Here is a 14,655-nt window from a genome sequence, read left to right as displayed (position 1 = left end):
GAGTGGCCAGAAACCCACTTTCTATCAACAATCCTAGGTTTGGCTACATGGTTTTTACTCAAAAACCATGTTTTTCCCTCCTGAAGATAGTATCAACGCTCATTTCTTGAACTCACAATCCGCCTAGGGCTGGTTTTATACACAAATTATCTGTTACCAACAAAAAATTGTGCCTCAACCAGCCCTAACAACTCAATAACTCAATGCTCCTTAACTAAAAATTACTCGTATTATCAATGTCAGAAGAAACAACCAATCCAATCTCAACAGAAGCCACCGCTCCTGTCGCAGCTAAAAAACCCCCAGCTAAAGCCGAAGGTGACAAACCCCCAGCTAAAGCTAAAAAAGAAAAAGCACCTGCTGTTGAAGACAAGCCCTTTGCCGAATTTATTCAACAAGATTATTTGCCCGCCTTGCAAACTGCTTTGACTAAGCAGGGTGTTAAGGATTTAGAGGTGAGTTTGGCAAAGCAAAAACTCCCCGTTGCTGGCATGAGTTCTGCCGGCGATTGTTGGCAGGTAATTGGTAAATTCCAAGAAGGTCAGCGCCAATTTAACTTGTATTTTCCTCAAGAAGATATTCAAAGTCAAAGAGCATTTTCCTGCGCTGAAAATAACACCAAAACCAGCACTTTAGAGCCTTTTTTGATAGACGAGCGCAAGATTACCCTAGACCTCATGGTCTTTGGTGTCGTCCAACGGCTTAATGCTCAAAAATGGCTGAATCTTAATTAGTTAATAGGGCATTGGGCCTAGGGCATTGGGCCTAGGGCATTGGGCCTAGGGCATTGGGTAATTGGCAGGTTGTTATTTGTTAGTTGTTATTGGTTGGTGATAATTCCCCGCAAGGGCCAATGCCCTGGGCGGGCCTTCTTCCCAATGCCCTGGGCGGGCCTTCTTCCCTAGGCCTTCTTCCCTAGGCCTTCTTCCCAATTCCCAATTCCCTATCCCCAATAACTAATGACTGCTGACTAATGCCAGATTTTCTTCGGATTTTGTCAAAAAATTGTGAGCTTGCATAATCTCGTAAAGGTCAACATCTGTTTCTAACAAACAAGCATGACCGCTGTTAGCCAGCAGCACCATTTCAGCATTGGGAATTACCTTGACTAAAAGCTTCCCTTCTGCTATCGAAGGCAGCAGCCGATCGGCACCGCTAGCAATTACTAACGCCGGCTGTTCGATCGCACGCAACTTATTTTCATCAACATTGAACGATCGCACTAAGGCCAATCTCCACACAGATGTGTGTTGCGGTACCGCTTGCATCGCTTCCAGCAAAGCTCGCCGCTCGTCCCGCCCAATCTTTCCTAAGGATGCTAATATCGGCAACAGACCGATTACCGACAGCGGATAAAGATTCGCCGGCAGCCACTGAGTCAGGTAGGAACCCCACTGCACCCAAGGCTGTTGTCGGAAGGAAGAAGCTGGATTGACTAAAATTAGTCGATCGCACAATTGGGGAGCTTCTAAAACAACTTTGATCGCTAAACATCCCCCAAATGACTCGCCGCACAGATAAACCGGCCGCTGATTGGCTTTCTTTTCTGCTTCAATTAAGGCAATTGTTTCCTTAACCAGTACCTCCCAGCTAGCCATGTCGTCAGCCGGTATAGCTAAGCAGCGAATGTCGAAATGTGGAGCTAATTTAGGAATTTGCGATCGCAGCAGCAAACCTCCCCCGTCCATACCGGGCAGAAATACAAATAAAGGGCGATCGGCTTTCGGCGGTTTCGGGCTGAGAAAACGAACCTTATTGTTAGCAGTTGGCATGATTAAACTTAATCTGGTAATTGGTAATTGGTAATTGCTAATTGGTAATTGCTAATTGGTAGTTGGTAGTTGATAATTGGTAGTTGATAATTGGTCATCTTGCTAGCGAAGCCGAAGGGTGGCAATTGGCAATTTGTAATTGGTAATTTATTGCTCATTTTTACAACTGACTAATGACCACTGACTAATGACTAATGACCACTGACTAATGACTTCTTTACAAACACCCTCGATCGAGTAATTGTGCAATTTCCCGCTGACAGTGTTCTGTAAGTTCAGCAACAACCGCTTTGGCTTTTTTGCCTCGATATTGCTGCTGTCGATCGACTGTAACCCAGTAAGGGCGGCCGATTAAAACATTAACTCGTTGATAAACTATCACAGGATGCCACCCAGGGCGATCGAACAATGGTTCTGAAGGATCGAACAAACTCAACAACTTCAACGGTAAACCCGATCGCACCGACTCTTCTTTTATCGAAGCAATCGCCACCGGCAATACCGCCAAATCCCGTACCGGGGCCCGCAAAGCCAAATGAGCAAATCCCCGCTGAAATTTGCCCATGGTATCCGGTTGAGTAAATTTCACCATCGGTTCTGCACCCTCAGGAAACACCCCCACCATCTCCCTGCTTTGCAGCAGCGCCGTCGCTTGAGAGAAAAAATGCTGCTGTCTGTACTCCGGTGCTTCTAATGGAAAAGCGCCGAAAGTCGTGACAATTTCCCGAATTACCGGAACTTGACCCATGTAATGATGACATGCAAACCGGATCGATCGACCCAACGCCGCCGTCAACACGACAGGATCTAAGAAACTGCGGTGATTGCTCACCACCAGTACCGGACTTTCTTGCGGAATCCGCTGCTGGTGCTGTACAAACATCTGCGTTCCCAAACCAGCCAGGAAACAGCGCGAAATCATCAATGTGCGATCGAAAGACATGGGCTAAAACACAGGTAAAACGCTATAAACGTTGATTCCATACCCATGCAGCTTAACATTACTTTACAAAAATCGCGATCGGTCAAAAAGTAGACTTTCCCCTTGTACCTTTCTCTCGCAGTCATGCACGCACAGGGGATCAGAAACCGGGTTTTTGCCAAAATACACAGGTTACAGGCGCCAAAACAGTAAAAAACCCAGTTTCTTTGTCAGAGCGCCTAAGTCTGGTTTGAGCACAAATTCCCAGCCAAAAGCAAAAATTATAAAGTGTTGTTGCAAACTTCTATAAAAATGTTTAAAAGAACACCAAAACCAAGTCGCGGCAGCTAAAATTATAAATTTACAGTCAGCATTGACAGGCTGTCAAAGTATTTTTGGACAAGTCGTAATAGCAATCTCCCGAGGCATCAATGGATAACATTCACAACTATCGCCTTAAATGTACCCTCACCTTTGGCGACATTTACGGTCAAATCATTGTTTGGCTGATAGTCATCTTCCTGAGTCTAGCGTCCGCACTCGCCCTCTGGAGCAGCGCCCGCCAAATCTACGCCTTGGCTACAGTTGGCTTGATTTTAGTGCTGTCTCTGCCATTCTTGCTGTTTGCTTTCGTGACAACTCTGCTCAATAACATAGAAGTGCTTTCTGTAGACCCCACCACCGAAGATCAACCTTCTGCAACGGGAAATCAGTCCCATCAGAGGTCTGTCGAAAGCGTCGGCTAGTTCAATTTGAAATTTTAGACTTGGATTTTCAATTCAAATCAAAAGTTAAAAAACTTCCCGATGTTTTGGTAGGAAGTTTTTTTTTGCGTCACCATAAGTTGAGCAGAACACTCAAAATAATTCACAAAAATGCTAGAACACGACGTAATAATTGTAGGCGGCGGTTTAGCAGGTTGCCGCGCAGCCCTAGAAATTGCCCGGACTGACCCCAGTTTAAAGGTAGCAGTTGTTGCCAAAACTCACCCGATTCGATCGCACTCCGTCGCAGCCCAAGGCGGCATGGCCTCCAGCCTCCAAAACGTCGATCCCGATGACAGTTGGAAAGCCCACGCCTTCGACACAGTAAAAGGTTCAGACTATTTAGCAGACCAAGACGCCGTAGAAATCCTCACCCGCGAAGCACCCGGTGTCATCATCGATTTAGAACACATGGGCGTATTATTTTCTCGCCTCCCAGACGGCAGAATTGCCCAGCGCGCTTTCGGCGGACATTCCCACCGCCGCACCTGCTACGCCGCCGACAAAACCGGCCACGCCATCCTCCACGAATTAGTCAACAATCTGCGCCGCTGCGGAGTTCACATCTATCAGGAGTGGTACGTCACCCGCCTGATTTTAGAAGCAGGCCAAGCCAAGGGCGTAGTTATGTACCGCCTGTTAGACGGCGAAATTGCCGTCGTGCGCGCGAAGGCGGTGATGTTTGCTACGGGGGGTTACGGTCGGGTTTACAACACCACCTCGAACGATTACGCCTCGACTGGAGACGGTTTGGCGATGGCGGCGATGGCGGGATTGCCTTTGGAAGATATGGAGTTTGTGCAGTTTCACCCGACGGGTTTGTATCCGGTGGGAGTGTTGATTTCGGAGGCTGTGCGGGGCGAAGGGGCTTATTTGATTAATTCCGAGGGCGATCGATTTATGGCGAATTATGCCCCGTCGCGCATGGAATTAGCGCCCAGAGATATTACATCGCGATCGATTTCCTTAGAAATTCGTGCAGGTAGAGGAATTAATCTCGATGGTAGTGCAGGCGGCCCCTTTATCTACCTCGATTTGCGGCACATGGGACGCGAAAAAATCATGAGCAAAATACCTTTTGCTTGGGAAGAAGCCCACCGCTTACTAGGAATTGATTCTGTAAATCAGCCGATGCCCGTGCGTCCGACAGTGCATTATTCAATGGGCGGAATTCCGACTAATACAGGCGGACAAGTTCGCAGCAGTGCTGACAGTTTGGTAGACGGTTTCTTTGCGGCCGGCGAAGCAGCTTGCGTGTCAGTTCACGGCGCTAACCGTTTGGGCAGCAATTCGCTCTTAGAATGCGTAGTTTACGGCAAAGTTACTGGCGCAACCATAGCACAATTCGTGCAAAATCGCAAGTTACCCGCAGTAGACGAACAGCGTTACATCCAGGAAACCCAAGAGCAAATTCAAGCACTTGTAGACCGTCCCGGACAATACCGAATTAACCAAGTGCGCCAAAAGTTTCAAGATACCATGACTGAGTATTGCGGAGTATTTCGCAGCGCCGAATTGATGCAGGAAGGTTTGCATAAATTGGAGGAATTGGAAAAACAATATCAGGAAGTTTACTTGGATGACAAGGGTAAATCTTGGAATACGGAAATTGTGGAAGCTTTGGAATTGCGGAGTTTGATAATTGTCGGGAAAATGATTTTAACTTCCGCTTTGAATCGGCAGGAAAGTCGGGGAGCTCATTCGCGGGAAGATTTTAGCGATCGCGATGATGCAAATTTCTTGAAGCATACGCTGGCGTATTATTCGCCTGCGGGGATAGATTTGGCTTATATGCCGGTGGCGATTACGATGTTTGAGCCGCAGGAACGAAAGTATTGATTTTTCCGGACGCAATGTGCACCCAAGTCCTAGGTGTGCATTGCTTGCAAGTACCAGTCTACTCTTTTTTGCTGCGCCGATCGAGGTTAGCCTGGGTTCCCGATCGCTCTCTACCACGACGCACCCAAGCAATATCTCGCTCTGAATCCAGCGTCAGTTGGGTATCTCGCTCTACATCGCTTTGAAATCCACCACGGGTAGGAAATCCCACATTATTGCGAGGACTGGCGAACATATGATAAACAATAACTGCCTCAGTTCGCCCAAAAAGATACTGTTGTGCAAGGGTATCTGTACCTTTGGCATCCCCAACTACAAAACACTCATCTCGATCGATCGCGCGATCGAGCAAAGCACAGTAATATCTATCAAATTCTTCCTGAGTCAGGTCGATGTGTCCGCTAATAAAATTAACAACCTTTTTACTTGTCATAACCCCTAAAAAACTATGAGTAAAGCGATCGAGATATCTCAATTCCAGCAAGCTCTTGAAGCTGTAGAAATTTTATCATTTGCATTCTTTCTTAAAATTGGTGTTGGGAGCATCTCAGTTTTGCAATAAGCTTTTTTAAAGAGCGGACTGAAGTCCGTACTACGAACCTTTTTTGAGCGGGGGAAAGCACTATAAATGTAAAACTGAGGATCGAAAATTAAATAATTTGCACAAGTTTGTGGGATGGGCGTCCCGCCCGTCCTTTCTGTACGGGCGGGACGCCCATCCCACAAGAATCATCAAATTATAAGTTATTTAATTCTCATTCCTGAGATGCTCCCTTTGTGTCAACCAACCGTATTGAGATTGGTTGGGTTTAAAAATATTGAGAAACCCAGTTTTTTCACCAACCGGGTTTCTCAATGTTAGGTCAAATTGGGCGCATTAAATGCGCTGTGCTTTTTACTGGGAAAAAGTCACAAAATCCAGAGCAGTAATAGCATTATTAGCTCCCAAAATATTAGCCAAAACCTGGCCATTGGAGGCTATTTGCAGGACAGTGCCGTTGGCCGTGGAGTTAATTTGCAACTGATCGAAACTCAAGCCGCCAGCTAAAGCAAACTTGTCGCTTCCTACTTCAAAATTGAAGATTGTATCGATACCGCTGTTGCTGTCTAACACAAAGCGATCGCTCCCATTACCTCCAATTAAAGTATCTTCCCCGGCACCGCCAAACAGCCAGTCATCCCCTGCACCCCCGCTGAGAATGTCGTTATCTTGCCCTCCGTAGAGACTGTCGTTACCGTCATCGCCGTTGAGGGTATCTTGGCCTTCATTGCCATATAACAAGTCCTCGCCATTGCCGCCGTTCATGCACTCTTGCTGGCCGTTAGCACCCACCGAGACATCCTGGTTATCGTCGCGATCGCCATACATGGTATCGTTGCCATCCTCGCCGCACAAAATATCGCTGCCGCCATCGCCGTACATCAAGTCATCGCCGGCATCTCCGTGCAACAAATCGTCATCCTTGCCGCCGCGAACAGTATCGTTGCCAAAACCTCCGCCGAGAGAGTCGGAACTCTCACCGCCGTTGAGAAAGTCGTTACCGTTGCCCCCAAACAGCAAATCGCGGCCGTTGACATCGCTGACGAATTCATTTTGCAAGCCGCCGTAAAGCGAATCCTCTCCCTCGTCGCCGACAAGGGTGTCGGCACCGAGTTCGCCCCAAATCAAGTCATTGTCTTTGCCACCGTAAACTAAATCATCGCCTTTGCCGGCAAAAATGCTGTCGTTACCGCTGCCGCCGCCGATGATGTCGCCGCTATCGTTGCCGAAAATTAAGTCGCCTTCATCAGTAGCAATTGTGGTGCCAACAGCAGTACCGTAGTCGCCGACGAGGGTATCAGAACCTTGATTGCCGTAGAGAGTATCCGAGGCGGTTTCGCCAAAAATGCGATCGCCCCCTTTGCCTCCATAGGCCAAATCCCGGCCGTTGCCACCCAGCAAGGTATCGTCGCCTTCTTGGCCGAATAGTAAGTCATTGCCATTGCCTCCAAACAGCAAATCTTGCCCGTCTGGGTCGCTGTCGAAGGAGTTGAGGACGCCGCCGAACAGGGAATCGTTCCCGCTGTCGCCGTAGAGGGTGTCACGGCCCTTATCGCCAAAAATCGCGTCGTCCTCTTTGCCCCCGTAGGCGATGTCTGGGCCTTTGCCGGCGAAAACGATGTCTGGGCCTTGACTGCCAGCGATCGCGTCGCTTCCTTCGCCACCGAAAATCAGATCGGCCTCGTTACCAGTCAAGTCGATGTTGTTGCCGTTGTCGCCGACGATCGTATCCTCACCGCGATCGCCCGACAATAAGTCCGCACCGCGATCGCCAAAAATGCGATCGTTTTGTTTCCCTCCAAACACCACATCATTTTCTTTGCCCGCGTAAACGATGTCGTTGCCCTTATCCGCAGCGATGAAGTCTGCCCCTTGGTCTCCGAAGACGATATCGGCGCCGCTTTCACCTAAAACTATGTCATCCCCAGCTTCGGCAAGAAACAGTTCGTTAGTGTCGTTGCCGCTTAAAAAGTCGTCTTCGGGAGTGCCGAGGATCGTGTTTTGGATGTCGGTGAGTTCTACGGCGTTAGAGTCGAAGTTGAGTATTTGCCCTGCCTGCGGTTGGATAAATGTAATCGGAGGCACCAGGGGTAAGGGGGTGCAATCGCAGCCCGTATCAGGTTCCGGTACTGGCCCGAAAATAGGCGGGGGTGTGGGCGTCGGTGTTGGTGTCGGTGGCTGCGGGATTTCTGGTGTGGGCGTGGGCGTGAGTACCGGTGTGGGCGTGGGTGCCTGTATCGGCGTGGGTGTGGGCGTCGGTTGCCGAATTGGCGTGGGTGTGGGCGGTGTGGGTGTGGGCGGTGTGGGTGTGGGCGGGACCGGTACGGCCAAAATTGAGATAGTGGCAGCAGTGGGACTGTCTAGGCCGCGGCTGTCTTTGACGCCGTAGGTAAAGGTGGTACCGGTGAAGTTGCCCGATGCCTGGAAGAACAATTGGTTAATCGAAGCAGGCGTCAGGATCTGACCGATCGTAATTGCAACTCCGCCGCTGGCCGGATCGCCTAAGAACAGACGGCCTTGAGCTATTGGTGGCAGGGTTTCGATGTCGAAGGAGGCGATCGTATCGGTCGGATCTGGGTCTCGGCCGGCCAGTCCGGGCACGGTAATCGTGCTGCCCGGGGCTGCCGAGGTATTGGCATTAAACGGTACCGGCGGTTGGTTGAGTGCGATCGCCAGTGCGGAAACAGTAGCAACGGCAGGACTGCTAGCGCCGAGGTTGTCGGTGGCGCTGTAGGTGAAGTTTGCCCCTTTAAAATCGGTACCCGCCTGGAAGAACAACTGAGTAATTTGAGCAGGAGTCAGGACTTGACCGGCTGTAACTCGTACTCCCCCGTTGGCCGGATCGCCCAAGAACAGCACGCCTTCATTAGCTGGCGGCACAGTCTCAATTTTGAAGGAAACCACAGTGCCGTCGTCTGTGTCTCTTCCTCCGAGTCCGGGGATGTTGACAGCGCTACCGGGTAGCAAGCTGACGCTGGCGTTGTTAGCAACCGGGGGTAGGTTAACCGGAGGCGGGAACAGGGCGGCAGTAGCGGGGGCCGGACTGGGCAACCCGGTGGTGTCTGTCGCGCTGTAGGTAAAGTTTGCCCCTGTGAAAGCGCCTGTGGCCCGGAAGAATAGTTGGTTGATTTGCGTTGGGGTGAGGACTTGACCTGGTGTAACTGCCACTCCGCCGTTGGCCGGATCCCCCAAAAATAGGACGCCTTGGTCTGCAGGGGGCAGAGTGTCGATCTTGTAAGATGCGATCGGGCTATCCGGGTCGTTTGCGATCGGCCCCGTGAGGTTGATGGTGGCGTTCGGCGCCACAGGAGAGTTGGTATTAACTGGTACTGGCGGTTCCTTGAACTGCGGCGGAATTAGGGCAACAGTAGCTGCGGGACTGCGTGCTCCCGCATCGTCCGTGGTGCTGTAGGTAAAGTTTGCCCCTGTAAAAGTGCCTGTCGATCGGAAGAACAACTGGCTGATTTGAGCCGGCGTCAGGACTTGACCTGCTGTAACCGCTACTCCGCCGTTAGCCGGATCGCCCAAGAACAGTACGCCTTCATTAGCTGGAGGCAGGGTGTCGATCGTGAAAGACACCACAGTACCGTCTGTGTCTGTTCCTCCCAAGTTAGCGATCCTGGCAGCGCTGTTGCGCCCCAGAGTGAGGTTATCGTTGTTTGCTGTAGGGGGGGTGTTGCTGCGGGGCCTCGTGCTGACAGTGGTGGTCACGGTGGCATTAGGATCGGAACCGTTGTTGTTGCCCGGGGTGGGGTCAGGAGTGACTGAGCTGCTCCGAGCCGTGTTGCTGACGCTAGTCAGGGTAGCTGGGGCGACAAAGCCGATCGTCCGAGTGACTGTAAGGTTATTGGCGATCGCAATAGCAGGAAAGGTGACAATCCCTGTGGTTGGGTTGTAAATCCCGCCGTCGGATGCGGTGACTCCCGTCAAGCCGGGAATGATGCTGTCAGTAATCGTGACGCCTTCTGCGGGACTCGGGCCGTTGTTGCCGGTGCTAATTGTGTAGGTGACTGTGGTACCAGCGGTGGCGATCGTCTGCCCGCTTTTCTTAGTTACCACATCGGCAACAGCACCCAGCGCAGTGCTGACAGTGGCAGTAGGATCGGAACCGTCGTTGTTTCCCGGGGTGGGGTCAAGAGTCGTCGAGGTGCTTTTTGCGGTGTTTTTGACGCTAGTCAGGGTAGTTGGGGCGATAAAGCCGATCGTCCGATTGACTGTAATGCCATTGGCGATCGCAATAGCAGGAAAGCTGACAACCCCCGTAGCTGCGTTGTAGGTGCCGCCGTCCGATGCCGTGACTCCCGTCAAGCCGGGAATGATGCTGTCAGTAATCGTGACGCCTTCTGCCTGACTCGGGCCGTTGTTGGCCGTGCTAATTGTGTAGCTGACTGTGGTTCCAGGATTGGCGCTCGCGGGCCCACTTTTCCTAGTTACCACATCGGCCACAGCACCGATCGAAGTGCTGACAGTGGCATTCGGACTTGTGCCGTCGTTGTTACCAGGGGCTGGGTCTGGAGTCGTCGAGGTGCTTTTTGCCGTGTTTCTGACGCTAGTCAGGGTTGTTGGGGCGATAAAGCCGATCGTCCGAGTGACTGATACGCCACTGGCGATCGAAATACCCGGGAAAGTGACAATCCCTGTAGCCGCGTTGTAGGTGCCGCCGTCGGATACCGTGATTCCCGTCAAGCCGGGAATGATGCTGTCAGTAATCGTGACGCCTTCTGCCGGACTCGGGCCGTTGTTGGCTGTGGCGATCGTGTAGCTGACTGTGGCACCGGGAATCGCAAGTGCCGATCCGCTTTTGGTTGTCACCACATCAGCGCTGGGCGCGATGCTGGTGGCAACAGATGAGTTGGTGGGAGTGCCGTCTTGATTGGTAGTGCTGCCGTCGTTGTTGGTGCCGATCGGGTCGGGAGTCGTCGAGGTACTCCGAGCCGTGTTTCTGATTGAGGTCAGGGTACCTGGGGCGACAAAGCCGATCGTCCGACTGACTGATGCGCCACTGGCGAGTGCAATCCCGGGGAATGTGACAATCCCGGTAGCTGCGTTGTAGGTGCCGCCGTCGGAGGCCGTGACTCCCGTCAAACCGGGAATGATGCTGTCAGTAATCGTGACGCCTTCGGCCTGACTCGGACCGATGTTGGCTGTGCTAATTGTGTAGGTGATTGTGCGACCGGCCGTAGTAGCGGTGGGCCCGCTTTTGCTGGTAACAACATCGGCAATAGCTCCGAGCGTAGTGCTGACACGGGACTCAGGGTTTGTGCCGTCGTTGTTGCCTTGGGTGGGGTCGGGAGTGGCTGAGCTGCTCCGAGCCGTGTTGCTGATTGAGGGCAGGGTCGCTGGGGGTACAAAGCCGATCGTCCGATTGACTGTAATGCCACTGGCGATCGCCACAGCAGGGAATGTGACAATTCCGGTAGCTGCGTTGTAGCTGCCGCCGTCGGATGCCGTGACTCCCGTCAAACCGGGAATGATGCTGTCAGTAATCGTGACGCCATCTGCTTGGCTCGGGCCCTTGTTGGATGTGGTTATTATGTAGCTGACAGGGGTTCCGGGAGAGGCACCCGTCGGCCCGCTTTTGGTTGTTACCAGATCGGCGCTGGGCGTAATAGTCGTGAGGACGGTGGAATTCGTCGGAGTGCCGTCTTTATTGGTGGCGCTGCCGTCGTTGTTGAGGGGAAAGGGGTCGGGTGTGTCCGAGCTGCTGCGAGCCGTGTTGCTGACTGAAGTACGGGTCGGTGGAGCGACAAAACTGATGGTGCGGTTAACTGTACTGATGGCTAGGGATGGCAGCACCGGGAAGGTGACAATGCCTGTAACCGGATCGTAAGTGCCGCCGTCCGATGCGCTGACTCCAGTTAAACCAGGGACAATGCTGTCAGTGATAGTCGCGTTGAGAGCGGGGTCTGGCCCCAGGTTGGCTGTGGTCAGGGTATAGGTAATCGTTGACCCGGCAACAGAAGTGACGGGGCCGCTTTTGGTAGTAACGAGGTCGGCAACAGTAGGGCTCAGAGTAGTCTGTTGTTTGCCTAGGGGCCCTGAACCGTCGTTGTTGCGGAGGTCGGGGTCGAATGTCGCCGCACTGCTGAATGCCGAGTTGGTTAAAGTCCTACCACTAGCTAAACCTGCGGGTAAAGCAACTGACAAGGTGTAGGTGACGCTCTGATTGACATTGAGAACTGGAATTATCGGCCAGGTGACGTTCCGCGTCGTGGTTGAGTACAGGCCGCCGCCACTGATCTGGCGAGTGGGATCGGCTCCGCCTGCTGGAACGAGTTCCGGAGGCAATTCGTCTTGAACTAAAACATTTTGAGCCGGCGATGTCCCCTTGTTAGTAGTAGTGATGGTGTAGGTAATACTGCCAGCAGTTGGTTTGATGAACTGCGGGCCGCTTTTGATGGTGGCTACATCAGCAAAGCTGGTGGGAGTAGGATTGACTGTCTCCACTACCAGGTTTTGAAGTGCGTGAATGTTATTGGCTCTTCCTGTGGAACTGCCAAAACCAAATTTGAAAATTGTTGGTATTGGCCCATTCACGGCTGCCAGGTCAGTGATGCTGATCAGAGTAGTTTCGTAGATGCGGTCCAAATCCCGATCTAAGGCAACGATGAGACGATTTGGTGTTGCCGAATTAGACGGGTCTAATGTAATTTGAATCGCTCTTCTCGCTGAATTGCGATCCGTTGTGAACGTATTGCTGAAATTAAAAGCGGGGTTTCTAAAGTCAATACTCGTAGGAATGTTATCAATGCCTAATGGAGCGAAGGTCTGGCTTAACATCGGGTAATTATTACCTTCCCTACCTCTGAGCGTTACTGAATCAGGTCTGTATCCAATACGCTGACCCTCATTAGGATCGGGCGGAGGAACAGTGGGGTCAAAAGGAGATCCGGGAGGGGGACCAGGTTCGCCGGGAAAAGGAGGTGGAGTAGGACCCGATCTTCCTTCTGTGTCTGCTGAAAAATTCCCATACTCATCAAGTCCGATGCCTAAATAACCCCCACTAATACCAGGAATATTGTCACCGGGAAAAATGGGGCTAGGCGGCCGTATCAGAGGAGCATAACCGAGAGATCCACCGAATCCCCCAGCACTGGTTGGTGATGCCGTGCCGTCAATTAGAAAGAAACTAATGCCATCCCCAGGCTGCGGAGTAATAAAGGTTCCGCTTGGAGCGTTATTTTGCTCAGTTGAACCGTAGGAAAAAAAGTCAAACGTAACTTTGAGGCCGTCAGTGGAAGGAATAGGGTTGTTGTAGAGGACGAAAGCGTTTTTCTCTGCATCTGCTGGGGTTAACTGCAGAACGCCGTTTCCGGGAGTGTCGCCCCCCAAGGCTGGAATTATGCCCGATACAGTTCCGCCGGTGATGCCTGGAAGATTTTGTTGGGTAGGGGTAAATGGTAAACTTGGATCGTATACCCCGTTTTTTCCTCGGTAAGTCCAAGGCCCCCTGACTGTGGCGTTCCTAAATGTTTCGTTGACTAAGGTACCGAGGACTCCGCTGTATGCCTCCAGTACCTCTTGCTCAACGGCAATCCTCGCCCCTATTTCTCCTGTGGCAAATTCTAATTCCCAATTGCCACCGAGTGCCGCACTCCCTACCAAGCCTGTGGAAGCTGCAATATCTCTACCCGTAATTTCACTGAGTCGCCGCACGAAGGCTGCGCCGCTTTCCCCGGCTGCTGCACGGCAAGCCAATAATAAGATATTTCCTCTCTCGCTGAGGGAGTTTCCCCATTGCTGCAACAAATGGCTGTAGCTTTCTAAGTTGTCGCTGCACAGTTCTGCTGACCCCAGTTGTACTCTGGCTTCTTCACCGTGAGCAACTATTTGAACGCTGTCTAAATTGCTGCAATTAGTCAGAATTCTAGTAATTCGATCGACTCCATCCGCGATCGAGTCCAGTACAAATACCTCTGTACCCGCTGTTGCTCCTCTTGCCAAGCTGTCGCTATTCTCTACTTTGGCATCGATGAACAGTATATTTTTTACAGTTCGGGGGCCCACCGATTCGGTCGATCGCACCAATTCTCTCTCTAGGTGTTCAACTCCCGCGCCGCCACCGATTTTTGGGGACAGGAAAGACCAGTCTGCGTTTATTTTTTTTATTTGTTGTTGAGTATGAGTTGCTTTCGTTCGGGAATAATTCCCAGCAATGCTTGTGGTATCACCTGCTTTTTGTGGGTTCAGGAAAATTGGTTTGTTGCCAATGCTTTTCATGGTATGATTACCTCGCTGATTGTGTATAACATACCCATTTAAAGGTGATAATTATCACCTTTAAAAAAAGGTTTAATTGAGAGTTAGACGCTCTGTTTTTTGACTGTTAGAAAGCAAAACTGTTCAGCGATCGCTGTTTCTTACCCGGAGCTCCCTTGCAGCATCCCCATCATAGTTGGGGGACGAAAGAGAAGTTCTTTCCCTCCCTTTTTTTAAGGGGGGTTAGGGGAAGCTTTTTTAACTGAAACTGTATGGTGTTAGAAATAGCAACAGCCGGATTTTCCTCAGCAAAATTTTTGCTATCTTGCTATTGGATAGCATGGGAAATACAGCCGATTTAATGTCGATCGACTACACTTCGGAACCCGTCATTACCTGTACGGAGACACCGCCCAGGAGCGAAACCTGTTTTTTCTACTTCATTGACCAGCAAAAGTGCTGTATCGCCTGCGCGAGGGCTGGGACTGGACAGTTTAAACCCTCATAATCTATAGCGGTTATCAGAAAGATGAGGTATGTTGTTGGGATGCGAGCCCTGACAGCTTATATAACCCTTAAACCAATTCGTGTCATACCAATTTAATGGGGCGTTGCATA

Annotated in this window: 8 protein-coding genes; 3 read left to right on the top strand and 5 right to left on the bottom strand. The window is 51.1% G+C overall.

Annotation, left to right across the window (positions count from 1 at the left end; translation table 11 throughout):
- Positions 1 to 236: 236 nt before the first annotated feature.
- Positions 237 to 734 carry a DUF2996 domain-containing protein gene (locus JGK39_RS03655; protein ID WP_293258104.1) on the top strand — a complete coding sequence of 166 codons (498 nt, stop codon included), beginning with the start codon at positions 237 to 239 and terminating at the stop codon, positions 732 to 734.
- 222 nt (positions 735 to 956) lie between these two features.
- Here JGK39_RS03655 and JGK39_RS03650 read toward each other — a convergent pair whose 3' ends face one another.
- Genes JGK39_RS03650 through JGK39_RS03640 form a run of 3 tightly spaced genes read right to left on the bottom strand, consistent with a single transcriptional unit; the run spans position 957 to position 2,715 of the window.
- Positions 957 to 1,772 (bottom strand): alpha/beta hydrolase, encoded by an 816-nt coding sequence (locus JGK39_RS03650; protein ID WP_293258106.1) that lies wholly within the window; start codon positions 1,770 to 1,772, stop codon positions 957 to 959.
- Positions 1,773 to 1,780: 8 nt separating this feature from the next.
- Positions 1,781 to 1,930, bottom strand: coding sequence for a hypothetical protein (locus JGK39_RS03645; RefSeq protein ID WP_293258108.1), 150 nt, complete (start codon positions 1,928 to 1,930; stop codon positions 1,781 to 1,783).
- A 59-nt stretch (positions 1,931 to 1,989) separates the two neighbouring features.
- Positions 1,990 to 2,715, bottom strand: coding sequence for a lysophospholipid acyltransferase family protein (locus tag JGK39_RS03640; RefSeq protein WP_293258110.1), 726 nt, complete (start codon positions 2,713 to 2,715; stop codon positions 1,990 to 1,992).
- Positions 2,716 to 3,125: 410 nt separating this feature from the next.
- Here JGK39_RS03640 and JGK39_RS03635 point away from each other — a divergent pair, with 410 nt between their 5' ends.
- Positions 3,126 to 3,440, top strand: a complete 315-nt coding sequence (locus tag JGK39_RS03635; protein WP_293258112.1) for a hypothetical protein — start codon at positions 3,126 to 3,128, stop codon at positions 3,438 to 3,440.
- 129 nt (positions 3,441 to 3,569) lie between these two features.
- Complete coding sequence (locus JGK39_RS03630) at positions 3,570 to 5,297, top strand: succinate dehydrogenase/fumarate reductase flavoprotein subunit (protein ID WP_293258114.1); 1,728 nt, start codon at positions 3,570 to 3,572, stop codon at positions 5,295 to 5,297.
- Positions 5,298 to 5,355: 58 nt separating this feature from the next.
- Here JGK39_RS03630 and JGK39_RS03625 read toward each other — a convergent pair whose 3' ends face one another.
- Positions 5,356 to 5,730, bottom strand: coding sequence for a hypothetical protein (locus JGK39_RS03625; RefSeq protein ID WP_293258116.1), 375 nt, complete (start codon positions 5,728 to 5,730; stop codon positions 5,356 to 5,358).
- Positions 5,731 to 6,192: 462 nt separating this feature from the next.
- Positions 6,193 to 14,058 (bottom strand): DUF4347 domain-containing protein, encoded by a 7,866-nt coding sequence (locus JGK39_RS03620; RefSeq protein WP_293249483.1) that lies wholly within the window; start codon positions 14,056 to 14,058, stop codon positions 6,193 to 6,195.
- Between the last annotated feature and the right edge of the window lie 597 nt (positions 14,059 to 14,655).

The organism is Microcoleus sp. PH2017_12_PCY_D_A (genome assembly GCF_020738565.1).
In the GTDB taxonomy this organism is placed as follows: domain Bacteria; phylum Cyanobacteriota; class Cyanobacteriia; order Cyanobacteriales; family Microcoleaceae; genus Microcoleus.
The sequence above is the reverse complement of the archived record's forward strand: the minus strand, read 5'-3'. Positions and strand labels throughout refer to the sequence as shown.